Source organism: Pseudomonas sp. 09C 129 (assembly GCF_002843625.1).
GTDB classification, from domain to species: Bacteria; Pseudomonadota; Gammaproteobacteria; order Pseudomonadales; family Pseudomonadaceae; genus Aquipseudomonas; species Aquipseudomonas chlororaphis.
In genome coordinates this window covers 934,674-957,236 of sequence record NZ_CP025261.1, presented here as the reverse complement: position 1 = coordinate 957,236, position 22,563 = coordinate 934,674, and the positions used below count along the sequence as shown (strand labels likewise).

Genomic DNA, 22,563 nt, shown 5'->3' with positions numbered 1-22,563 from the left:
ACCAACGAACGCTGATCCCCGTAGCGCGCGATTATCTAGTAGCCCGCGTTACAACGCATCAGGGGCGACCAAGTATTTATCGCGAAAAACGCCTATTTTCGGCCGGTTCCGGCCGAAAAAGATGTTTCAAGCACTTTCAGGTCTGTAACAGGAAGGTTACCGGGCCATCATTGACCAGATGGACCTGCATATCCGCCCCGAAGCGCCCTGATGCTACTTTGCCATGCAACTGTTGCGCCTTGCATAACAGATAATCAAAAAGTTCTTCACCGAGGGCCGGCGGTGCCGCCGTGGAAAAGCTCGGGCGCAGGCCGTTCTTGGTGTCCGCGGCCAGGGTGAACTGCGAGACCAGCAGCAAACCGCCGTCCACATCGGCCAGGGACAGGTTCATCTTGCCCTCGGCATCACTGAATACCCGATAGTTAAGCAGCTTGTGCAGCAGTTTGTCGGCACTGGCCCGAGTGTCCTCGGGCTCCACCGCCACCAGCACCAGCAAACCCTGGTCCACCGCCCCGACGATTTCCCCCGCCACTTCGACCCGCGCGCCGCGCACGCGCTGTAACAGCCCCTTCATGCTTCTTCGGGCGGCAGGTCGAGCAGGCGCCGGGCCATCTGATCAGCGGCACGCACCAGCGCATCGGTGATGCCCGGTTCGGACGCAGCGTGACCGGCATCGCGGATCACCTGCAGCTCGCTGTTCGGCCAGGCCTGGTGCAATTCCCAGGCATTGTCCAGCGGGCAGATCACGTCGTAGCGACCATGCACGATCACGCCCGGCAGGTGGGCGATCTTGCCCATGTCGCGAATCAGCTGGTTCGGCTCGAGGAACGCATGGTTGGTGAAGTAGTGGCATTCGATCCGGGCAATCGACAGCGCGCGCTGCGGCTCGGAGAAACGATCGACCACCAGCGGGTTCGGCCGCAGGGTCGCGGTCCGCCCTTCCCAGATCGACCAGGCCTTGGCCGCATGCATCTGGGCGATCTGGTCGTTGCCGACGAGACGCTTGTGGAAGGCGCTGAGCAGGTCGTCGCGCTCGTCCAGCGGGATAGGCGCCACGTAGTCCTGCCAGTAGTCGGGGAACAGACGGCTGGCACCGGCCTGGTAGAACCATTCGATTTCCTGCGGACGGCACAGGAAGATCCCACGCAGAATCAGGCCATGAACACGCTCAGGATGGGTTTGCGCATAAGCCAGGGCCAGGGTCGAACCCCAGGAGCCGCCGAACACCACCCATTTTTCGATGCCCAGGTGCAGGCGGATCCGCTCGAGGTCGGCGACCAGGTCCCAGGTGGTGTTGTTTTCCAGGCTGGCGTGCGGGGTGGAGCGCCCGCAACCGCGCTGGTCGAAGGTGATGATGCGGTACAGGTTCGGGTCGAAGTAACGGCGACTCTGAGCATCGCACCCGGCTCCCGGGCCACCGTGGATGAACACCACCGGCAAGCCTTCCGGGGATCCGCTCTCATCGACATACAGTACATGGGGTTCGTCGACAGCCAGATCGTGCCGGGCATAGGGTTTGATCTGCGGGTACAAAGTCTGCATTGCGCGCTCCGTAAGGGGTCGAGGTCATCCCTGGGGGGACTTCAATTATTCTGCCGTCCGGCATCATAAACCCGAATTACGCAATGAGCATGTCCTTGGAAAAAATGCGGTTGTTCCCCCCGGAAAGCCAGACGCACCTGTAGCCGCTGCCGAAGGCTGCGCTCGACTGCGCAGCAGGCGCAGGATCTTGAGATCGCTGAAGGCCTTCGGCCTTATCGCAGCCTGCGGCAGCGGCTACAGGGCTTCCTGTCGGCTTCAGCGCCCGTAACGCTTCTGCCCCCAGGCCAGCAGCCCTTGCAGCAGCTGCTTGAGCACCACCTGGGTCGGCACCGCCAGATCGTCGCGGTAGCGGAACGGCTCGAACTCTTCCATATAGGTGCTCTGCGCCAGCTCCAGCTGCACGGCATGGATGTTCTCGGCCGGGTTGCCGTAGTGCCGGGTGATATGGCCGCCCTTGAAACGGCCGTTGAGCACATGGCTGTAGTCGGCATGGCGGGCGCAGACCGCTTCCAGCTGGCTGGCCAGTTCGGCATCGCAGCTGGCGCCATTGAAGGTGCCCAGGTTGAAGTCCGGCAGCTTGCCTTCGAACAGATGCGGGATCAGCGAACGGATCGAATGCGCATCGAACAGCAAGGCATAGCCGAACTCGGCCTTCAACCGTGCCAGCTCCTGCTGCAAAGTGCCGTGATAAGGCGTCCAGACCTTCTCCAGGTAAGTCGCCCGTTCCTGCTTCGACGGCTCCAGCCCCTCACGGAACAGCGGCACGCCATCGAACAGCGTGGCCGGGTACAACCCGGTGGTGGCACCGACATAGAGAGGCTTGTCGTCGGATGGGCGATTGAGGTCGATGACGAAACGCGAATACTCGGCCGCCAGGGTGCTGGCGCCTAGTTCCTCGGCGAACGCGTAGAGCTGGGGAATGTGCCAGTCGGTATCCGGCAGGCTTTGCGCCTCGGGGATCAGCCCGGCCTCGACCGCCGGTGTCAGGCGCAGGCCAGCGTGGGGCATGCTGATCAGCAGCGGCACCCGGCCTTGTTTGAAGTTCAGAACCTTATCCACAACCCTTCTCCTATAAATCCACTTCAACGCCGTGGCGCACGACGCGTTTTTCCAGGTCACCGCCCAGCCAGTAGGCCAGGTCGGCGGGACGATCGATCTGCCAGGCGACGAAGTCCGCCACCTTGCCGGCCTCCAGCGAACCGTGGGTCCGCTCCATGCCCAGCGCGGTGGCCGCATGCAGAGTCACACCGGCCAGGGCTTCTTCCGGGGTCATACGGAAACAGGTGCAGGCCATGTTCAGCATCAGGCGCAGGGACAGCGCCGGCGAAGTGCCGGGGTTGAGGTCGCTGGCCACGGCGATCTTCACCCCGTGCTTGCGCAGCGCATCCAGCGGCGGCAGCTGGGTTTCGCGCAGGAAATAGAACGCGCCCGGCAGCAGCACGGCGACGGTGCCGGCCTCGGCCATGGCAATGGCGTCCTCCTCGGTCATGAACTCCAGATGGTCGGCCGACAGCGCGTGATAACGCGCCGCCAGGCTGGAGCCATGCAACGACGACAGTTGCTCGGCGTGCAGTTTCACCGGCAGGCCAAGCTTGTGCGCGGCGATGAACACCCGCTCCACCTGCTCCGGCGAGAACGCCAGGTATTCGCAGAACGCATCCACCGCGTCCACCAGGCCCTCGGCCGCCAGGGCCGGGAGCATTTCGGCGCAGATGTGCTCGATGTAGTCGTCCGAGCGCTCGGCGTATTCCGGTGGCAAGGCGTGGGCCGCCAGGCAGGTGCTGCGCACACTGACCGGCAGCTCGGCGCCCAGGCGCCGGATCACCCGCAGGATCTTGCGTTCGCTGGCCAGGTCCAGGCCGTAGCCGGACTTGATCTCGACGCTGGTCACGCCGTCGCGCAGCAGGCTTTTCAAGCGCTTGCGGGCGCTGTCGAACAGTTCGTCCTCGCTCGCCGCGCGGGTGGCCCGCACGGTGCTGGCGATACCGCCACCGGCGGCGGCGATTTCGGCGTAGCTCACCCCTTGCAGGCGTTGCTCGAATTCGCCGCTGCGGTTGCCGCCGAATACCGTGTGAGTGTGGCAGTCGATCAGGCCCGGGGTGACCCAGGCCCCCGCCAGGTCATGCAGCTCGGCATAGTTACCAGCCGGGACCTGATCGCGCGGGCCGATCCACTCTATGAGCGCTCCTGACGTCACGATGGCGGCATCCTCGATGATCGAGTAAGCACCTTGCGCCATGCTTGCGACGTGACAGTGTTGCCAGAGAGTTTTCATCCGAGGACTCCGTTAGTTATCGATGGGACAAAGAAGGGTCGCGGTGCACCTGGACCGCCTGACCGGCGGCCGGCTTGACCCACAACAGATAAGCGATCACCAGCAGCACGATCCACACCGCCCCCACCGCCAGCGCCGCCTGGGTTTGCGGGAAATAACCCAGCACGCCGAAGACGAACAGCATGAACACGATGGCGGCTGCCGGCGCCCAGGGCCAGAACGGCACCGGGAATTTCAGTTGGGCGACCTGCTCGGCGCTCATCGAGCGACGCATGGCCACCTGGGTGACCAGGATCATCAGCCAGACCCAGACCGTGGCGAAAGTAGCGATCGAGGCAATCAGCAGGAACACGTTTTCCGGAATCAGGTAGTTCAGCAGCACACCGCCCAGCAGCGCGGCGCCCATGACCACCACAGTCATCCACGGCACGCCGTGTTTCGACAGTTGGGCAAAGCCTTTTGGCGCCTGCCCTTGCTGGGCCAGGCCGTACATCATGCGTCCGGCGCCGAAGATGTCGCTGTTGATCGCCGACACCGCCGCCGAGATCACCACGATATTGAGGATGGTCGCCGCCGAGCCGATGCCCAGGTTGTCGAAGATCTGCACGAACGGGCTGCCCTGGCTGCCGATCTGCGGCCATGGATAGATGGCCATCAGTACGAACAGGGTCAGCACATAGAACAGCAGGATGCGCATCGGCACCGCGTTGATCGCCTTGGGGATGACCCGCTGCGGGTCCTTGGCTTCACCGGCGGTGATACCGATGATCTCGATGCCGCCAAAAGCGAACATCACCACCGCGAACGAAGCGATCAGGCCGCCGATGCCGTGGGGCATGAAGCCGCCGTGGGCCCAGAGGTTGGCCACCCCGGTGGCCTGCTCGTTGCTGGCCGAACCGATACCGAACAACATGATGCCGAAGCCGGCGAGGATCATCGCGACAATCGCGCCGACTTTCAGCAGCGACAGCCAGAACTCCATTTCGCCGAAGACCTTGACGTTGCACAGGTTGAGGCCGCCGATCAGGAACACGATGCCGAGCACCCAGACCCAGCGCGCCACTTCCGGAAACCAGAAGCCCATATAGATGCCGAAAGCCGTGACGTCGGCCAGGCAGACGATGATCATTTCAAAGGCATAGGTCCAGCCGAGGATAAAGCCCGGCAGTGGTCCCAGGTAATTGCTGGCGTAGTGGCCAAACGAGCCGGACACCGGGTTGTGCACGGCCATCTCGCCCAGCGCGCGCATCACCATGAACACCGCGGCGCCACCGATCAGGTAGGCCAGGAGGACCGCGGGACCGGCCATCTGGATGGCCGAGGCAGAACCATAGAACAGCCCGGTGCCGATCGCCGACCCCAGCGCCATGAAGCGAATATGTCGGGCGGACAGCCCGCGTTTCAATCCTTGAGCTTGCTGTTGCATTTCTCGTTCCTAATTATTTTTATCGGAGAAAACCCAAACCGTAGCCGCTGCCGAGGTACGAGGCTGCGATGGGCTGCGCAGCAGCCCCCGACGGCGGTCCTGCGGACCGCTTCGCAGCTTCGTACCTCAGCAGCGGCTACGGGCATGGTCGTTACAGGCTCGGCAGCAACTTGGCCGGCAGCAGCTCGTTCAGGCAACGGGACGCCAGCAGTTCGCCCGCGGCATTGATGTCCGGGGCGAAGAAGCGGTCCTTCTCGTAGAACGGCACTTTGCTACGCAGGGTGGCACGGGCCTTTTCCAGCTTGGTCGAGGTCTTCAGGCCATCACGCAGGTCCAGGCCCTGGCAGGCCGCCAGCCATTCCACGGCGAGGATGCCACGGGTGTTTTCGGCCATTTCCCACAGGCGCTTGCCAGCGGCGGGCGCCATGGACACATGGTCTTCCTGGTTGGCGGAAGTCGGCAGGCTGTCCACCGAGTGCGGATGGGCCAGCGCCTTGTTTTCGCTGGCCAGGGCCGCGGCGGTCACCTGGGCGATCATGAAGCCGGAGTTGACCCCGCCATTGGCCACCAGGAACGGCGGCAGCTGGGACATGTGCTTGTCCATCATCAGCGAGATGCGGCGCTCACTCAGGGAACCGATTTCGGCGATGGCCAGGGCCATGTTGTCGGCGGCCATGGCCACCGGCTCGGCGTGGAAGTTGCCACCGGAGATCACATCGCCCTCGGCGGCGAACACCAGTGGGTTATCCGACACGGCGTTGGCTTCGACCACCAGCACCTCGGCGGCCTGGCGGAACTGGGTCAGGCAGGCGCCCATGACTTGTGGCTGGCAGCGCAGGGAGTACGGGTCCTGCACCTTGTCGCAGTTCTGGTGCGACTTGGAGACTTCGCTGCTGTCGCCCAGCAGGTCGCGGTAAGCCGCGGCGGCGTCGATCTGGCCTTTCTGGCCACGGGCGGCATGAATCCGCGCATCGAACGGCGAACGCGAGCCCAGCACCGCCTCGACGGTCAGGCCGCCGCAGGCCAGGGCACCGGCGAACAGGTCTTCGCCTTCGAACAGGCCGCGCAGGGCAAACGCGGTGGAAACCTGGGTGCCGTTGAGCAGCGCCAGGCCTTCCTTGGCCGCCAGGGTCAGCGGCTTGAGGCCGGCCACGCTCAGGGCTTCGGTGGCGTCCAGCCATTGGCCTTTATAACGGGCCTTGCCTTCACCCAGCAGCACCAGGGACATATGCGCCAGCGGCGCGAGGTCGCCGGAAGCGCCCACCGAACCCTTGAGCGGGATATGCGGGTAGACCTCGGCGTTGACCAGGGCAATCAGCGCGTCGATCACCTGGCGGCGGATACCGGAAAAACCACGGCTCAGGCTGTTGACCTTGAGCACCATGACCAGGCGCACCAGAGCGTCGCTGATCGGCTCGCCGACACCGGCGGCATGGGACAGCACCAGGGAGCGCTGGAGGTTTTCCAGGTCTTCGCTGGCGATACGGGTCGAGGCCAGCAGGCCGAAACCGGTGTTGATGCCGTAGGCGGTGCGGTTCTCGGCGAGGATCTGCTCGACACAGGCGACGCTGGCGTCGATCTGTGCCGAGGCGCTGTTATCGAGGCTGAGGGTTACCGGCTGTTGGTAGACGGCACGCAGTTGGGCCAGGGTCAGTTGGCCGGGAATCAGATTTAGCGCAGTCACATTTATGCTCCTTTTGAGAGTTTGTTATTAACTACCAGTCGCTCCGGAAGCTTCCGTTGTCCGTCGCAGCCCGCCGTTTGTGAGCGAGTGGCGCCTTGGCACGCTGGTTTTTCGTGGAAACCGTTGTCTTGGAAAATCCTGTTCTTGCAGGGCGCGCTTCAGCGCACGCCCGGTAAAACCTCCTGCAGCAAGGCCGGAGCCTTGAGCAGCGCCGTCGCGCTGGCGATGTCCGGGGCCAGCCAGCGATCCTGGTCATAGGCCGGAACCCGCTGGCGCAGGAGCTTCCAGGCCGCCTCGGTGCCGGCACCGAAACGCTGCTCCTTGAGAAACTCGAAGGCCTGGGCCGCCAGCAGGTATTCGATGGCGAGGATCTGGGTGCAGTTTTCCAGCGCGCGGGAAAGCTTCAGCGCGGCGTTGGTGCCCAGGCTCAGGTGGTCTTCCTGCAGGCCGGAGGTGACGTAGTTGTCGAGCACCGCCGGTTGCGCCAGCTGGCGGTTTTCCGCGCACAGCGAGGCAGCGACGTACTGGACGATCATCATTCCGGAGTTGACCCCGGGGTTGCTCACCAGGAACGCCGGCAAACCGCTGACATGGGGGTTGATCAGGCGGTCCAGGCGGCGCTCGGCGATCGAGCCGATCTCGGCCATGGCGATCGCCAGAAGGTCCGCCGCCAGTGCCACCGACTGGCCGTGGGGGTTGGCCTGGGACATCACCCGGTAGTTGTCCGGAGTGCCCAGCACCATCGGGTTGTCGGTGACCGAGTTGAGCTCGGTTTCGACCTGCTGCGTCGCGTGCGCCAACTGATCGCGGGCGGCGCCGTGAACCTGCGGGATGGAACGGATGCTCAGGGCATCCTGGGTGCGGATGCCTTTGCTGGCGGCAATCACTTCACTGCCGTCGAGCAAGGCGCGCAGGTTGATGCCGACCTGCTGCATGCCCGGGTGCGGCTTGAGCGCAATGATCTCGGCATCGAAGGCGGCGATCTGCCCGCGCTGGGCCTCGAAGCTCATGGCGCCGATCACGTCGGCCCACTGCAGCAGGCGCGTGGCGTCGGCCAGGGCCAGGCAGCTCAGGCCGGTCATGCACGGCGTACCGTTGACCAGGCACAGACCGTCCTTGGCCCCCAGTTGCACCGGTTCCAGGCCTTCCGCCGCCAGCGCCTGCTCGGCCGACACCACCTGCCCGCGATAGCTGACCTGGCCGACGCCGAGCAAGGCGATGCTGATATGGGCCATGTGGGTCAGGTAACCCACCGAGCCCTGGGACGGCACCTGCGGGGTGATGCCGCGATTGAGCAGGGCCAGCAGCGCCTCGACCACCCGGCGATGCAAGCCGGACTTGCCGTGGCTGTAGTTGACGACAGCCGCGCACATGATCGCCCGGGTCTGCTCGTCGGCCAGCGGCGCGCCCACGCCACAGGCATGGCTGAGCAGGGTGTTGCGCGACAGCTGGCTGAGCTGTTCGTCCTGCAGCGAAACGTTGCACAGCGCGCCAAGGCCGGTGTTGATGCCATAAGCGCGTTCGCCGCTGACGACGATGCGCTGGACGATGGCCTGGGCATTCTCGATACGCGCCCAGGCCTGGGCCGACAGCTCGAGCTGCGCGCCATGCCGGGCTACGGCGACCACATCCTGCCAACGCAACGGGGCATCGGCGATAACGATTTTTTCAGCCTGCGACATCTTCGACCTCACGGGTACAACCTGAACATTGATGCAGCTTTACCGCCGCCTTCGCGGGCAAGCCTCGCTCCTACAGGGGAAGAGGCCCGCCCCAAGCCTTCAAACCACCGCCGCGCGTCGCTGCACGAAACGGTCGACATACTCGTCCGCCGGCGAATGCAGGATCTCTTTCGGCGTGCCGACCTGGATCAGCCGGCCATCCTTGAGGATCGCGATGCGGTTGCCGATGCGCACGGCCTCGTCGAGGTCGTGGGTAATGAAGACGATGGTCTTGTGCAGGGTCTTTTGCAGCTCCAGCAGTTGGTCCTGCATCTCGGCGCGGATCAGCGGGTCGAGGGCGCTGAAGGCCTCGTCCATCAGGATGATGTCGGTGTCCGCCGCCAGGGCGCGGGCCAGGCCGACGCGCTGGCGCATGCCGCCGGACAGCTGGTGCGGGTACTTGTTCTCGTAGCCCTTGAGGCCCACGGTGTTGATCCAGTGCAGCGCGCGCTCGGTGCAGACTTCCTTGCTCTCGCCCCGCACCTTGAGGCCATAGGCGGTGTTTTCCAGCACGGTCTTGTGCGGCAGCAGGCCGAAGCTCTGGAACACCATGCTGATCTTGTGCCGGCGAAATTCGCGCAGGGCTTCCATGTCGTATTGCAGGATGTCCACGCCATCCACCAGGATCGCGCCACTGGTCGGGTCGATCAGGCGGTTGAAGTGGCGCACCAACGTCGACTTGCCGGAGCCGGACAGCCCCATGATCACGAAGATTTCGCCAGTGCCGATGCTCAGCGACAGGTCGTTGACCCCGACCACGCAGCCGGTCTCGGCCAGCACCTGGTCCTTGGTCTTGTTCTGGCGAATCATGTTCAGCGCGTCGGCCGAACGGTTGCCGAAAATCTTGAAGACGTTCTTGACTTCGATCTTGCTCACGATTGCGTCGTTCATTTGCTCACCTCATGGCGTGGACGACCATAGGCTTGGGTAATACGGTCGATGACCACGGCCAGAATCACGATCGCCAGACCGGCTTCCAGGCCACGGCCGACGTTGAGGGTCTGGATGCCCACCAGCACGTCTTCGCCCAGGCCACGGGCACCGATCATCGAGGCGATCACCACCATCGACAGGGCCATCATGGTGGTCTGGTTGATCCCGGCCATGATGCTCGGCAGGGCCAGCGGCAGTTGCACGCCGAACAGTTGCTGCCAGCGGTTGGCGCCGAAAGCGTTGATCGCCTCCATGACTTCGCCGTCGACCTGGCGAATGCCCAGGTCGGTCAGGCGGATCAGCGGCGGCGCGGCGTAGATCACGGTGGCGAAGATCGCCGGCACCTTGCCCAGGCCGAACAGCATCAGCACCGGGATCAGGTACACGAAGCTCGGCATGGTCTGCATGATGTCCAAGAGCGGCATCAGCACCGAACGCAGGCGATTGCTGCGCGCCGAGAGGATCCCCAGGGGAATGCCGATCAGCACCGAAATGAAGGTCGCCACCAGCATCAGCGCCAGGGTCTGCATCAGCTTGTCCCACAGGCCGACCGCGCCCACCAGGAACAGCAGGCCGACGATCACCGCGGTGGTCACCAGCTTGCGGGTCGAATGCCAGGCGATGCCGCCGACGATCGCCAGCATCAGCCACCAGGGCGCCAGGCGCAGCAGGCCTTCGAGGTTGACGATGGCCCACAGCAGGGTGTCGGAGATGTGGCGGAACACATCGCCGTAGTTGGTCACCAGCGAATCGACCCAACTGTTGACCCAGTCGGCGATGGAAAACGTGAAGCTTTCAGGAAACATAGAGAGACTCTCGATCAAGTGGGTTGTGGTGAAGCTCCCGGCTACCGCTCAGGCAGCCGGGAAGGCTCTACCTACAAGGCCGCGTCGATTTTCTTGGCTGCGTCGTCGCTCACCCATGCGTGCCAGACTTCAGGATGTTCCTTGAGGAAAATTTTCGCCAGCTTCGGCGATTCGATACGTTCCTTCGCCATGCGACCCAGGTTCTGATTGAGCAGGTCGATCGGCAGGTTGACCTTTTCCAGCACGGCCACCAGCTCAGGCGCTTCCTCGTGGAAGGTCTTGGACAGGCCGACCTTGATGGTCACGCTCTTGTCCACGCCCGGCTTTTCTTCCAGCTTCACCAGGTCGACCTGGCCCATCAGCGGGGTTGGCGACCAGTAGTAGAACAGGATCGGCTCGCCACGCTTGTAGCTCGACAGTACCGCGGCATCCAGCGCCGGGCCGGTGCCTGGGCGGAAGTTGGTGTAGCTGCTTTCCAGGCCGTAGCTTTTCAGCATCTCGCTGTTGTCCAGCTCGCAGGTCCAGCCGGCCGGGCAGTTATAGAAACGGCCCTTGCTCGGCTCTTCCGGGTCCTTGAATACGCTGGCGTACTTGCCCAAATCGGCAATGTTCTTCAGGTCCGGGGCCTTGGCTTCCAGCTTGCGCTTGGCATCGCCTTCGATCACGTAGCGCGGCACGTACCAGCCTTCGATGGCGCCCACCACCGGGGCGCCGACGCCGACCACCTTGCCGGCCTTCTCGGCCTTGTTCCAGACCTCGCTGCGACCGACCCACTCCTCGGCGAAAACCTGGATGTCATTGCTGCTCAGGGCGTTCTCCATGGTGATGGAGTTGCCTGGCAGGCTGTCGGTCTTGCAGCCGTAGCCTTTTTCCAGGACCACTTGCAGCACGTCGGTCAGCAACATGCCGCTTTCCCAGTTCAGGCCGGCGAATTTCACCGGTTTGCCGGACTCGCACCAGCCGGCCGCCTGGGTAGCGCCGGCGCTGGCCAGCAGGCCCATGGAAAGCAAAGTGGTCAGCAGGGTCTTATTCATTTTCATTGTGTGACGCTCCCAATCATTGAAATGGATTACGGCAGTCAAGAGGCATCCAGCCCGTCCACGTCCAATCAGGTCTAGACCGCAGTAGCGCGGCCTGCCCCACTCAGCTTTTGTTCTGTGATCGAGTCCTGCTCTACCGGCAGGATCAGGCGATCGGGTACGGCGCCATGCCATTTTTTCGCGCAGACGTAATACAGCGCCGCGGGAACCACCAGGCCGACGATCCAGGAGATATCCACGCCACCCAGGGTTTCCACCAGCGGGCCGGTGTAGAACTTGGTGGCGATGAACGGCAGCTGCACCAGCACACCGATCACATAGACGCTGATACCGAGGATGTTCCAGCGGCCATAGCGACCGTTCGGATCGGCCAGCGCCGGCACGTCATAGTGCTCGCGGGTAATGCAGTAGTAGTCCACCAGGTTGACCGCGCTCCACGGGGTGAAGAAGGCCAGCAGGAAGAGGATGAAAGACTTGAACGCACCGAGGAACGAGTGCTGGCCAAGCAAGGCGATCAGGGTCGCGGTACCGACGATGACCAGCACGAACACCAGGCGTTGCAAGCGCGTCACTTCCAGGTGGCCACGAAAGCCACTGATGATGGTGGCAATGCACATGAAGCTGCCGTAGGAGTTCAGCGTCGAGATGGTGATCTTGCCGAAGGCGATGCTGAAGTACAGCAGCGCCGCAGTGGCACCGCTGCCGCCCAGGCCGACGATGTAGGCCACTTCGTGGCCGGCGAACTGCCCGTCGGCCATGGCCGCGGCGAACACGCCGAGCATCATCGCCACCTGCGCGCCGATCACCGAGCCTGCGCCAGCGGCGAGGAAGGTTTTCACCGAGGAGGTCTTGCTCGGCAGGTAGCGCGAATAGTCGGCCACGTAGGGGCCGAAAGCGATCTGCCAGGACGCGGCGAGCGACACCGCGAGCAGGAAGCTGCTCCAGCTGAAGTGGCGGATTTCCAGGAGTGCGCCAATGTCGGTCTGGCTCATCAGGCGACTGAACAGATAAACGAAAGCGATCACGCCAATGACGCTGGCGGCGCGACCGATGAAATGGATCACCCGGTAGCCAAGCACCGTGACCAGCACGATGACGCTGGCGAAGATCAGGATGCCGACACTGTCGCTGACCCCGAACAGCTGGCCCAGCGCCTGGCCGGAAAGCACCGTGCCGGTGGCGGTGAAGCCCAGGTACATCAGGCAGACCAGGACGATCGGAATGGCCGCGCCATAGACGCCGAACTGAACCCGACTGGAGATCATCTGCGGCAGGCCGAGCTTGGGTCCTTGCGCCGCGTGCAACGCCATCACACCGCCGCCCAGCAGTTGCCCGATGAGCAGGCCGATCAGCGACCAGAACACATCACCGCCCAGCACCACCGCCAGAGCGCCAGTGACGATGGCGGTGATCTGCAGGTTAGCCCCCAACCACAGGGTGAACTGGCTGTAGAGCTTGCCGTGGCGTTCAGCCTCGGGGATGTAGTTGATCGAGCGCCGTTCGATCAGGGGTTTGGAGCTATCGCTGGCCGTGGACATCGTTATTGTTCTCCCGGGAGATTCTTGTCATGTCAAAGCACTGCTACATGGACCGAGCCGCCGCACTGCAGCGTGCGACGGCTTCTTCCCTAATCCTGGCGGCAATCCGCCGGGAGCTTACTTGCCAGTGATCATCGGCAGGTTCAGGCCCTGTTCCTTGGCGCAGTCGATGGCGATCTGGTAACCGGCATCGGCGTGACGCATGACACCGGTACCCGGGTCGTTATGCAGCACACGGGCGATACGCTCGGCCGCTTCGTCGGTACCATCGCAGACGATCACCATCCCGGAGTGCTGGGAGAAGCCCATGCCGACGCCGCCGCCGTGGTGCAGGGAAACCCAGGTCGCGCCGCTGGCGGTGTTCAGCAGGGCGTTGAGCAGCGGCCAGTCGGACACGGCATCGGAACCATCCTGCATCGATTCGGTTTCGCGGTTCGGGCTGGATACCGAGCCGGAGTCCAGGTGGTCGCGACCGATGACGATCGGCGCCGACAGCTCGCCGCTGCGCACCATTTCGTTGAACGCCAGGCCGAGCTTGGCGCGCAGGCCCAGGCCAACCCAGCAGATACGCGCCGGCAGGCCCTGGAAGCTGATGCGCTCGCGCGCCATGTCCAGCCAGTTGTGCAGGTGCGCGTCGTCCGGGATCAGTTCCTTGACCTTGGCGTCGGTCTTGTAGATGTCCTGCGGGTCGCCCGACAGCGCGGCCCAGCGGAACGGACCGATGCCGCGGCAGAACAGCGGACGGATATAGGCCGGCACGAAGCCTGGGAAGTCGAAGGCGTTCTCGACGCCTTCTTCCTGGGCCATCTGACGGATGTTGTTGCCGTAGTCGAAGGTCGGGATGCCCTGCTTCTGGAAGTCGAGCATGGCCTTGACGTGCACAGCCATCGATTGCTTGGCCGCCTTGACCACCGCGGCAGGCTCGGTCTTGGCGCGCTCGCGGTACTGCTCCCAGGTCCAGCCGGCTGGCAGGTAGCCGTTGAGCGGGTCGTGGGCGCTGGTCTGGTCGGTGACCATGTCCGGACGCACGCCGCGACGGACCATTTCCGGGAGGATTTCAGCCGCGTTGCCGCACAGGGCGATGGAGATCGCCTTGCCTTCGGCGGTGTACTTGGCGATACGCGCCAGGGCGTCGTCCAGGTCTTTGGCCTGCTCGTCGACATAGCGGGTCTTCAGGCGGAAATCGATGCTGGTCTGCTGGCATTCGATGTTCAGCGAGCAGGCACCGGCCAGGGTCGCGGCCAGAGGCTGGGCGCCGCCCATGCCGCCGAGGCCGGCGGTCAGGACCCAGCGGCCCTTGAGGTCATCGTTGTAGTGCTGGCGACCGGCTTCGACGAAGGTTTCGTAGGTGCCCTGGACGATGCCCTGGCTACCGATGTAGATCCAGCTGCCGGCGGTCATCTGGCCATACATGGCCAGGCCCTTGGCATCCAGTTCGTTGAAGTGTTCCCAGGTGGCCCAGTGCGGTACCAGGTTGGAGTTAGCGATCAGCACGCGTGGGGCGTTGCTGTGGGTCTTGAATACGCCGACCGGCTTGCCGGATTGCACCAGCAGGGTCTCGTCGTCATTCAGGTTGGTCAGGCTCTCGACGATCTTGTCGTAACACTCCCAGTTGCGCGCGGCGCGGCCGATGCCACCGTAAACCACCAGCTCTTTCGGGTTCTCGGCGACTTCCGGGTCGAGGTTGTTCATCAGCATGCGCAGCGGCGCTTCTGTCAGCCAGCTCTTGGCGGTCAGCTTGTTGCCGCGGGCAGCGCGAATTTCGACGTTCCGGTATTTCGTAGGTTTATTCTCAGTCACGAAAAAACTCCTCAGCGATCAATCCAAACCAACCCAGGCAGTGGGCGAGCGTGCCTGCGCGCAGGGCGCTGCGCAGCAAGCGAATCAGGGGACGCTGCGAAGAGTCTTCAGTGACTCATACGCATACGTCTTTACTTGTACATACAAGCATATGCAATCGATCGGCCAACTCGTTTAATGAGCCTTCAAGAAAATCGTGAAACCGGTGAAGACGCCCTTGGATCAAGGGTTTCAGCGTCGATTATTTTTTCGCGGGGATTATGGCTAGAGGCGGGAGAGCTGTTACTTCGCCAGGGCTTTGCGCCACGCTGGGGCGTTCGGTAACAAATTGGTGCGCGAGGGAAACAACATCAGGGAGGGAGAGAAACAGGTGGGCTTGTAGCCGCTGCCGAAGGCTGCGATCGACTCCGAAGGAGACGCGCTCTTGCAGGCCGGAAGGCTCTTCGAGTCGAGCGCGACCCCGGCCTATCGCAGCCTGCGGCAGCGGCTACAGGTCAGATGGCTGTCAGTTCGATCACGCAGCAAGCGCCGCTGACGGTGACTTCCCGCAAGCCGGGGTTACCGAGCAGTTGCAGGCAGTCATGGCGCTCAAGCAAGGCGGCGACACCGCCACCCAGGTCGGCGCGCATTTCCTCGGCCACGCTGAATACCAGCACCGTGCCGGCCTGGGTGAAGAAACGCTGGCCACCCTGCAGCCATTGCAGGCGAGCGCTGTAGCGGTCCGGCGCGTAGATCAGGTTGAAGTCGCGAATCGGCCCGTCGATCAGGGTGCACGCGACCTGGCTGGCGCCACTGAAGGCAAAGGGGTCCAGCGGTAACAGTGCCCGGGTGTCCTCGCCGTCCACCGTCAGGGCCATGCCCGCGCCTTGCAGCACGGTGATGATCCGCTGGTAGCCGGCGAAGCTGGAGAAGCCACCGGACTCGCCGATATCGGCGATCGACAGCCGCCAGCCGAAACCTTCCAGGCCGACGCCGGCGTCCCGGGTGATCTCTTCGGTACTGCCGCCACCGTTCTTCCATGGCATGCGCGGGTAGTTGGCCGCGCGCAAAACGTTCAACTGAGTCATTGATGCCCCTTACTTATGAAACCGCCCTTCCAGGCTGTGACGAGAACCCGGGTGGATCAGGCGCGCGGCGGTTACCGGCTGGCGGCCAGACCAGGTCCGGCGGCGAATCAGCAGGCACGGCTCGCCGCGCTCGATCTGCAGCAGCTTGCACTCTTCCGGCTCGGCCAGAATCGCCTCGACCACATGCTCGCCTTCGGTCAGCGGTGCGACCTGGTTCAGGTAGGCGTAGGGGGTCTGCAGGGTGAAGTCCTGCTTGAGGTAGTCCGGTGCCACCAGCGCGTTGACGAAGCGGTCCTCGATCTGCACCGGGATATCGTTCTCGAAATGCACGATCAGCGAGTGGAAGACCCTCTGCCCTTCTCGCATTTCCAGGGCCACGGCGCGCTCGGAACCGGCTGCCTCTTCCCCCAGGGTGATGACCTTGCACGTGTGGCGATGACCGCGCGAGGCGATCTCATCGGCAATGTTGTGCACCTCGAACAGCGCCGACTGGCTTTTCGGTTCGGCGACGAAAGTCCCCACGCCCTGCATGCGCACCAGCAGGCCTTCGGCGGTCATCTCGCGCAGGGCGCGGTTGATGGTCATGCGGCTGAAACCCAGCTGGCTGACCAGCTCGCTTTCCGAGGGCACGCGGTAATGCGGCGGCCAGTTTCCACTCTCGATCTGCTGGGTGATCATCTGCTTGACGCGGGCGTACAGGGGCGCCGGACTATCGCCCAGATGGGCGGCCAGCGGGGAGTTGGCGGGCGGAGTCGGCACGGGAAATCCTTGTTGGCTGAAGAAAGAGGCTAGCTTGCCGGAGTTTACCGAGCAGGCAAACGTCTGTATATGTATATACAAATAACACACGACGGGGTGCTTGAACCATGTCCGCCTTCTTTGCCGAACGCGCACTGCTGCCTAACGGATGGGCCAACAACGTACGTCTCGAGGTCAGCGCCGACGGCCTGTTGACCCACATCCAGGCCGATGCCAGCGCAGAAGGCGCCGAGCGGCTACAAGGCCCGCTACTGCCGGGCATGCCCAACCTGCACTCCCATGCGTTCCAGCGGGCGATGGCCGGGCTGGCGGAAGTGGCCGGCAACCCCAACGACAGCTTCTGGACCTGGCGCGACCTGATGTATCGCCTGGTGGGCAAGATCAGCCCGGACCAGCTGGGCATCATCGCCCGTCAGCTGTACATCGAAATGCTCAAGGCCGGTTACACCTCGGTCGCCGAATTCCACTATGTGCATCACGACACCAACGGCCAGCCCTACGCCGACCCGGCCGAGCTGTCCCTGCGCATCAGCCAGGCCGCCAGCGCCGCCGGCATCGGCCTGACCCTGCTGCCAGTGCTGTACAGCCACTCCGGTTTCGGCGGCCAGGCGCCCAACGAAGGCCAGCGCCGCTTCATCAACAGCACGGAAAACTACCTCAAGCTGCAAAGCCGCCTGCAACCGCTGCTGGCCCGGCAACCGGCCCAGCAGCTGGGGCTGTGCTTCCACTCGTTGCGCGCGGTCACCCCGCAGCAGATCAGCGAAGTGCTGGCCGCCAGCGACAAGCAGTGCCCGGTGCATATCCACATTGCCGAACAGCAGAAGGAAGTCGATGACTGCCTGACCTGGAGCGGGCGCCGGCCGCTGCAATGGCTGTATGAAAACACCGCGGTCGATCAGCGCTGGTGCCTGGTCCATGCCACCCACGCGAATGCCGAAGAAGTCAGCCTCATGGCGCAAAGCCGAGCGATTGCCGGCCTGTGCCTGACCACCGAAGCCAACCTCGGCGACGGGATTTTCCCAGCGGTGGATTTTCTCGCCCAGGGCGGCCGCATGGGCATCGGTTCCGACAGCCATGTGTCGCTGAGCGTGGTGGAAGAATTGCGCTGGGCGGAATACGGCCAGCGCCTGCGCGATCAACGCCGCAACCGCCTGTATCGCAACGACCAGCCGATGGTTGGCCGGACCCTGTACGACGCCGCTCTGGACGGCGGTGCCCAGGCCCTGGGACAGCCGATCGGCGCCCTGGAAGTGGGCAAGCGTGCCGACTGGCTGGTGCTTGACGGCAGCGATCCTTACCTGGCCACCGCCGAGGGCGACGGCATTCTCAACCGCTGGCTGTTCGCCGGCGGCGATCGCCAGGTGCGCGATGTGCTGGTCAACGGTCAGTGGGTCGTGCGCGACGGACGTCACGCAGGCGAAGAAGAAAGTAATCGGGCCTTTACCCAGGTGCTGCGCGACCTGCTCGGCTGAAGCCCGTCACCGCGGGAGCCAGCACGCTGGCTCCCGCATGGATTCACTTCGAGGTCTTGGCCATCGCCTTGTCCGACACTCGCCAGATCAGGCGGGTGGTGTCATAACCCTGCTGGCGCGCCCTGCTCAGCAGGTCCTCACGAACCGCCTCGCTGACATTCGGCCGGCGCGACAACAGCCACAGGTATCGACGATCCGGGTTGCCGACAATGGCGGTCTTGTAGTCGTCGCTCACATACAGCACCCAGTAGTCGCCCTTGGCCAGGCCCGGTATCAACCGGGAAAACCAGGTATCGAATTCGACCCACAGCTTGTCGGTTTTATCCGGCGCCTGCGGCGTTGCCGTGCCCCGCACCTCTTCCCATTGCCAGTTGGCGGTCAGGCAGCGGTTGAGCACCGCCATATTGCCTTCGGGCAGCAAGGTGTAGCGGGCTTCGGATTGCGCGCAGTTACGTTGGAAATACATCGGCAAACGCGCCAGCTCGTACCAGGTCCCTTGGTAACGCTTGAGATCGACGTGATTCGCGGTCTTGGGCGCCAGTGAATCGTCCCGGGAAGTGGCGCAGCCGGCCAACAACAGGCCGGCCAGAAGAGTGACTAGCAAACGCATCATTATTTTTCTCCCGTGGGCACGTGGCCCCGGTTTTTTTTACTTCAGGCCTTGCCCGGAAAACATCAGCACTTTGTCACCGGCGTACTGCACGCTGATAAAGCTGTTCTTGTCACCCCAGGTGCAGCTGGACATGCCCAGCGCGCCGGAACAATCGGTTGGTTTGCCCAGCAGTTTTTCAACTTCGGCCTTGGGCATGCCGGCCGACAGCTTGGAATAGTTTTCCTGATTGATCTTGCCGCATGCAGCCAACAGCACGCAGAACGACAACAGAGCGAGAGAACGCAGGGACATGGTGAAACTCCTGGGCGAACGGGGGGATGGCATGCTGCCAACCAGAAGCTTAGAAGAGAAAAGCCCCATCTGGTTCCCCAGCCAGACGCCTATTTATTGTGACGCAGCGCCCAGCATTTCCTCCGGAATCAACCACTTTGCGGGGGCAAAACGCATTTCGTCGGGCAGACGTCGGCGTGCCTCATTTTTCATGATGGCCAGTCGACATAAAAGCAGCGCAAAAGCTGCCGTTATGGCAAATTGACGCCCCCTCGCTGACCACCCTTTCGCGGTAGTTCACCTAATGACCAGAAACATGAAATTCAGCCATAAGATCCTGCTTGCCGCCGCTCTTGTGGTCGCCGTTGCGTTCGCCTGTTTTATCCTGTTCAACGACTATCGACAGCGCGAGGCCCTGCGCAGCAGCAACGAGTCCTCCATGCAGGAACTCGGCAGCCTGACCAGCAGCAACATCCAGACCTGGCTGGAAAGCCGCATCCAGTTGCTGCACACCCTGGCCCAGCAGATCGCCGTGGACGGCAGCGGCGCCGACGACCTGAAACGCAGCGTCGGCCTCCCCGCCTACGCCAGCAACTTCCAGCTCAGCTACTTCGGCGGCCAGGACGGCGCGATGTTCTCGGTCCCGGCGGGCAACCGCGCGCCCGACTACGACCCGCGAGCCCGTGGCTGGTACAAGGCGGCCAACTCGGCCCAGCAGACCATCGTCACCGAACCCTACATCGCCGCCTCTTCCGGCAAGCTGGTGATCACCGTCGCCACCCCGGTGCAGCACCAGGGCAGCTTCATCGGCGTCGCCGGGGCCGATATCGACCTGTCCAACGTCAGCGCCATCATCAACTCGCTGAATTTCGGCGGCCATGGCCAGGCGTTCATCGTCAGCGCCGGCGGCAAGATCCTGATCCACCCGGACAGCAAGCTGGTGCTCAAGAACCTCAGCGACGCCTACCCCAATGGCGCCCCGCAGGTCGGCCCGGGCCTGAAGGAAGTCGAGCTGGACGGCAAGACCCAGTTCATCTCCTTCACCCGCGTCAACGGCGTGCCAGCGGCGGACTGGTACGTGGCGCTGGTGCTGGACAAGGACACCGCGTTCTCGATGCTCAGCGAGTTCCGCACCTCGGCGATCATCGCCATGCTGATTGCCGTAGTGATCATCATCAGCCTGCTGGGCATGCTGATCCGCGTGCTGATGCAGCCGCTGCACCTGATGGGTCGCGCCATGCACGACATCGCCGAGGGCGAAGGCGACCTGACCAAGCGCCTGACCATCCATGGCCACGACGAGTTCGGCACCCTGGGCGTGTCGTTCAACCGTTTCGTCGAACGGGTTCACGGTTCGATCCGCGAAGTCGCCTCGGCCACCGGCCAGGTCAACGAAGTCGCCCTGCGGGTGGTCAGCGCCTCGAACTCATCGATGTTCAACTCCGGCCAGCAGGCCTCGCGCACCAGCAGCGTCGCTGCGGCCATCAACCAGCTCGGCGCCGCCGCCCAGGAAATCGCCCAGAACGCCGCCCTGGCGTCGCAGCACTCCAGCGATGCGCGCAACCTGGCCAGCGAAGGCCAGGCCGTGGTCGACCAGACCATCGCCGCCATGCAGCAGCTGTCGGCGAAGATCAGCGACTCCTGCGGCCATATCGAAACGCTGAACAGCAACACGGTGAACATCGGGCAGATCCTCGAAGTCATCACCAGCATCTCCCAGCAGACCAACCTGCTGGCCCTCAACGCCGCCATCGAAGCCGCCCGCGCCGGTGAGGCCGGCCGTGGTTTCGCGGTGGTCGCCGATGAGGTGCGCAACCTCGCCCACCGCACCCAGGACTCGGCGCAGCAAGTGCAGAAGATGATCGAGGAACTGCAGGTCGGCGCCCGCCAGGCGGTGGACACCATGACCGAAAGCCAGCGCGAGAGCGCAAGCAGCGTCGGCATCGCCAACCAGGCCGGCCAGCGCCTGGGCAGCGTGACCCAGCGCATCGGCGAGATCGACGGCATGAACCAGTCCGTGGCCACCGCCACCGAGGAGCAGACCGCCGTGGTGGAGTCGATCAACGTCGACATCACCGAGATCAACACCCTCAACCAGGAAGGCGTGGAAAACCTGCAGGCGACCCTGCGCGCCTGCGCCGACCTGGAGCAGCAAGCGGCGCGGTTGCAGCAGTTGGTGGGCAGTTTCCGGATTTAACGATCAGCAACACTCAACTCGTCTGGCGCGGCGCACACAGGACTGAATAAAGACTAAACTCAGTCCTGCTTCCCCAGACGAGATGCTCCCATGAAGCTTTCCTCTCAGATCAAACCGATCAGTTACCTGAAAAGCCACACCGCCGAGATCGTCAAAACCATCACCGAAAGCTGTGAGCCCATGATCATTACCCAGAACGGCGAGGCAAAACTGGTGGTCATGGATGTGAAAAGCTTCGAGCAGCAGGAAGAAACCATGGCGCTGCTGAAGATCCTCGCCCTCGGTAATCGTGAGATCGATGAAGGCCAATTCCGCGATGCCCAGGACGTGTTCGACGAACTGGACCAGGCCGACCAACCGTGACATTCAAGGTAGTGCTTCTGCATTCGGCGGAAACCGACCTCATCGAGTTGCGTACCTACCTCACCCAGCGGCTCTCCACCGCTACCTGGCACAACAGCTACAGCAGCCTGAAACAAGCCATTCGCCAACTGGCCACCCTGCCCTACGCCGGGGCGATTCCCGAAGAACTCGAACAACTGCATGTCGGCCACTACCGACAGATACTCTCGGGGATGAATCGAATCATCTATGAAGTACGAGACGCTACCGTCTACATCCATGTCATCGCCGATACCCGCCAAGACCTGCAAACCTTGCTGATGAAGCGGTTACTGCGCGCCAGGCGCTAAGTATTCATGGGTCCTGAAGCCCTATCGCGGGCAATCGAGTGTCGACCGGCCGCTCCTACGGATGCATACACGCGCCTGTAGGAGCGAGGCTTGCCCGCGATAGCGATTACAGAACGCAGAAGAACTAGAAGCTGGAACCCGGCTCGCGCAGGAATGCCAGTTCCTCCGGCGTCGACTCACGCCCGAAAATCTGGTTGCGATGGGGAAAGCGCCCGAAGCGGGCGATGATTTTCTGATGCCGTTCGGCGTAGTCCAGCAGATCGGCGAACACCGGCTGGTCGGCCAGTGGCTGCTCGTCGTGCAAGGCGGCGAACCTGGAGATCGCTTCGTTCTGCACCGCCAGGTTTTCGCAATGCTCGAACACCAGGTAGATAAAGCTGCGCTGCATCGGCGCCAGCTGGCGGTCGAAATCCGCGGCAATACCCTGGGCCACCAGCGCCTGGGCGCGCAGATCGCCGGCAAAGCTCTTGGGGGTTTCGCGATACAGCATGCGCGGCAGCTGGTCGAGCAGCAGCACCAGGGCCAGCCAACCTTGCGGGCGTTGCGCCCACTCGGTCAATCCGCCGGCCAAGGCCTGTTCCACCAGATCCCCGAAACGCTCGTGCGCCTCGAGGTCCTGGCTGTCGCGCTTGCCAAACCACAGCCTGCCCTTTTCAGCCTTGATGTCCGCGGGTTTCTCGGCCGAACCGAACCACCAGTCGAGCAAGGGCTGCCAGGGCGCGGCCATG

Annotated in this window: 21 protein-coding genes; 4 read left to right on the top strand and 17 right to left on the bottom strand. The window is 63.4% G+C overall.

All coding sequences use genetic code 11. The features are described from left to right. Nucleotides 1-136: 136 nt before the first annotated feature. The 14 genes from dtd to hutC all read right to left on the bottom strand — a co-directional run bounded on the left by dtd (nt 137) and on the right by hutC (nt 16,510). Entirely contained in the window at nt 137-574 is a 438-nt protein-coding gene (gene dtd, locus CXQ81_RS04510) for a D-aminoacyl-tRNA deacylase (RefSeq protein ID WP_007925900.1), read from the bottom strand. After that, nucleotides 571-1,542: a prolyl aminopeptidase gene (gene pip / locus CXQ81_RS04505; RefSeq protein WP_007925901.1), complete on the bottom strand. Its 972-nt coding sequence runs from the start codon at nt 1,540-1,542 to the stop codon at nt 571-573. The genes dtd and pip overlap by 4 nt, the downstream gene beginning before the upstream one ends. Before the next feature lie 255 nt (nt 1,543-1,797). Continuing rightward, a complete protein-coding gene (gene hutG / locus CXQ81_RS04500; RefSeq protein WP_101336611.1) occupies nt 1,798-2,601 on the bottom strand; it encodes an N-formylglutamate deformylase in 804 nt (267 codons plus the stop codon). Nucleotides 2,602-2,611: 10 nt separating this feature from the next. After that, nucleotides 2,612-3,817, bottom strand: coding sequence for an imidazolonepropionase (gene hutI, locus CXQ81_RS04495; RefSeq protein WP_101336610.1), 1,206 nt, complete (start codon nt 3,815-3,817; stop codon nt 2,612-2,614). A 16-nt stretch (nt 3,818-3,833) separates the two neighbouring features. Next, the gene (locus CXQ81_RS04490) at nt 3,834-5,243 is read right to left on the bottom strand and encodes an amino acid permease (protein ID WP_007925907.1); all 1,410 of its coding nucleotides are present in this window, start codon (nt 5,241-5,243) and stop codon (nt 3,834-3,836) included. Between the two features lie 151 nt (nt 5,244-5,394). Beyond that, complete coding sequence (gene hutH / locus CXQ81_RS04485; protein WP_007925908.1) at nt 5,395-6,927, bottom strand: histidine ammonia-lyase; 1,533 nt, start codon at nt 6,925-6,927, stop codon at nt 5,395-5,397. Between the two features lie 158 nt (nt 6,928-7,085). Then, nucleotides 7,086-8,609 carry a histidine ammonia-lyase gene (gene hutH / locus CXQ81_RS04480; protein WP_101336609.1) on the bottom strand — a complete coding sequence of 508 codons (1,524 nt, stop codon included), beginning with the start codon at nt 8,607-8,609 and terminating at the stop codon, nt 7,086-7,088. 99 nt (nt 8,610-8,708) lie between these two features. Further along, nucleotides 8,709-9,539 (bottom strand): glycine betaine/L-proline ABC transporter ATP-binding protein, encoded by an 831-nt coding sequence (locus tag CXQ81_RS04475; RefSeq protein ID WP_007925912.1) that lies wholly within the window; start codon nt 9,537-9,539, stop codon nt 8,709-8,711. Beyond that, the gene (locus tag CXQ81_RS04470; protein WP_007925913.1) at nt 9,536-10,387 is read right to left on the bottom strand and encodes a proline/glycine betaine ABC transporter permease; all 852 of its coding nucleotides are present in this window, start codon (nt 10,385-10,387) and stop codon (nt 9,536-9,538) included. The genes CXQ81_RS04475 and CXQ81_RS04470 overlap by 4 nt, the downstream gene beginning before the upstream one ends. A gap of 71 nt (nt 10,388-10,458) precedes the next feature. Continuing rightward, entirely contained in the window at nt 10,459-11,427 is a 969-nt protein-coding gene (locus CXQ81_RS04465) for an ABC transporter substrate-binding protein (protein ID WP_007925914.1), read from the bottom strand. A gap of 74 nt (nt 11,428-11,501) precedes the next feature. Next, nucleotides 11,502-12,965 (bottom strand): cytosine permease, encoded by a 1,464-nt coding sequence (locus tag CXQ81_RS04460; RefSeq protein WP_009041789.1) that lies wholly within the window; start codon nt 12,963-12,965, stop codon nt 11,502-11,504. 117 nt (nt 12,966-13,082) lie between these two features. Beyond that, entirely contained in the window at nt 13,083-14,765 is a 1,683-nt protein-coding gene (hutU, locus tag CXQ81_RS04455; protein ID WP_007925917.1) for a urocanate hydratase, read from the bottom strand. A gap of 494 nt (nt 14,766-15,259) precedes the next feature. Continuing rightward, the gene (locus CXQ81_RS04450) at nt 15,260-15,832 is read right to left on the bottom strand and encodes a HutD family protein (protein ID WP_101336608.1); all 573 of its coding nucleotides are present in this window, start codon (nt 15,830-15,832) and stop codon (nt 15,260-15,262) included. Nucleotides 15,833-15,841: 9 nt separating this feature from the next. Continuing rightward, nucleotides 15,842-16,510 carry a histidine utilization repressor gene (gene hutC, locus CXQ81_RS04445; RefSeq protein ID WP_238437480.1) on the bottom strand — a complete coding sequence of 223 codons (669 nt, stop codon included), beginning with the start codon at nt 16,508-16,510 and terminating at the stop codon, nt 15,842-15,844. A gap of 188 nt (nt 16,511-16,698) precedes the next feature. Between hutC and CXQ81_RS04440 the strand changes: the two genes are divergently transcribed. Further along, nucleotides 16,699-18,063, top strand: coding sequence for a formimidoylglutamate deiminase (locus CXQ81_RS04440; RefSeq protein WP_101336607.1), 1,365 nt, complete (start codon nt 16,699-16,701; stop codon nt 18,061-18,063). A 43-nt stretch (nt 18,064-18,106) separates the two neighbouring features. On the opposite strand, the gene CXQ81_RS04435 is transcribed toward CXQ81_RS04440, so the two are convergent. Beyond that, on the bottom strand, nt 18,107-18,676 hold the full coding sequence (locus CXQ81_RS04435; protein WP_007925922.1) for a lipocalin family protein: 570 nt from the start codon (nt 18,674-18,676) through the stop codon (nt 18,107-18,109). Nucleotides 18,677-18,712: 36 nt separating this feature from the next. Beyond that, a complete protein-coding gene (locus tag CXQ81_RS04430) occupies nt 18,713-18,967 on the bottom strand; it encodes a hypothetical protein (protein WP_007925924.1) in 255 nt (84 codons plus the stop codon). A gap of 283 nt (nt 18,968-19,250) precedes the next feature. Here CXQ81_RS04430 and CXQ81_RS04425 point away from each other — a divergent pair, with 283 nt between their 5' ends. The 3 genes from CXQ81_RS04425 to CXQ81_RS04415 all read left to right on the top strand — a co-directional run bounded on the left by CXQ81_RS04425 (nt 19,251) and on the right by CXQ81_RS04415 (nt 21,835). Then, on the top strand, nt 19,251-21,143 hold the full coding sequence (locus CXQ81_RS04425) for a methyl-accepting chemotaxis protein (protein WP_218244945.1): 1,893 nt from the start codon (nt 19,251-19,253) through the stop codon (nt 21,141-21,143). 90 nt (nt 21,144-21,233) lie between these two features. Further along, the gene (locus tag CXQ81_RS04420; protein ID WP_101336605.1) at nt 21,234-21,506 is read left to right on the top strand and encodes a type II toxin-antitoxin system Phd/YefM family antitoxin; all 273 of its coding nucleotides are present in this window, start codon (nt 21,234-21,236) and stop codon (nt 21,504-21,506) included. After that, complete coding sequence (locus tag CXQ81_RS04415; protein ID WP_007925929.1) at nt 21,503-21,835, top strand: type II toxin-antitoxin system RelE/ParE family toxin; 333 nt, start codon at nt 21,503-21,505, stop codon at nt 21,833-21,835. Before CXQ81_RS04420 ends, CXQ81_RS04415 begins: the two co-directional genes overlap by 4 nt. 124 nt (nt 21,836-21,959) lie before the next feature. Here the strand turns inward: CXQ81_RS04415 and CXQ81_RS04410 are convergent, their stop codons facing one another. Continuing rightward, nucleotides 21,960-22,562 (bottom strand): DUF924 family protein, encoded by a 603-nt coding sequence (locus CXQ81_RS04410; protein ID WP_101336604.1) that lies wholly within the window; start codon nt 22,560-22,562, stop codon nt 21,960-21,962. Nucleotide 22,563: the final 1 nt, after the last annotated feature.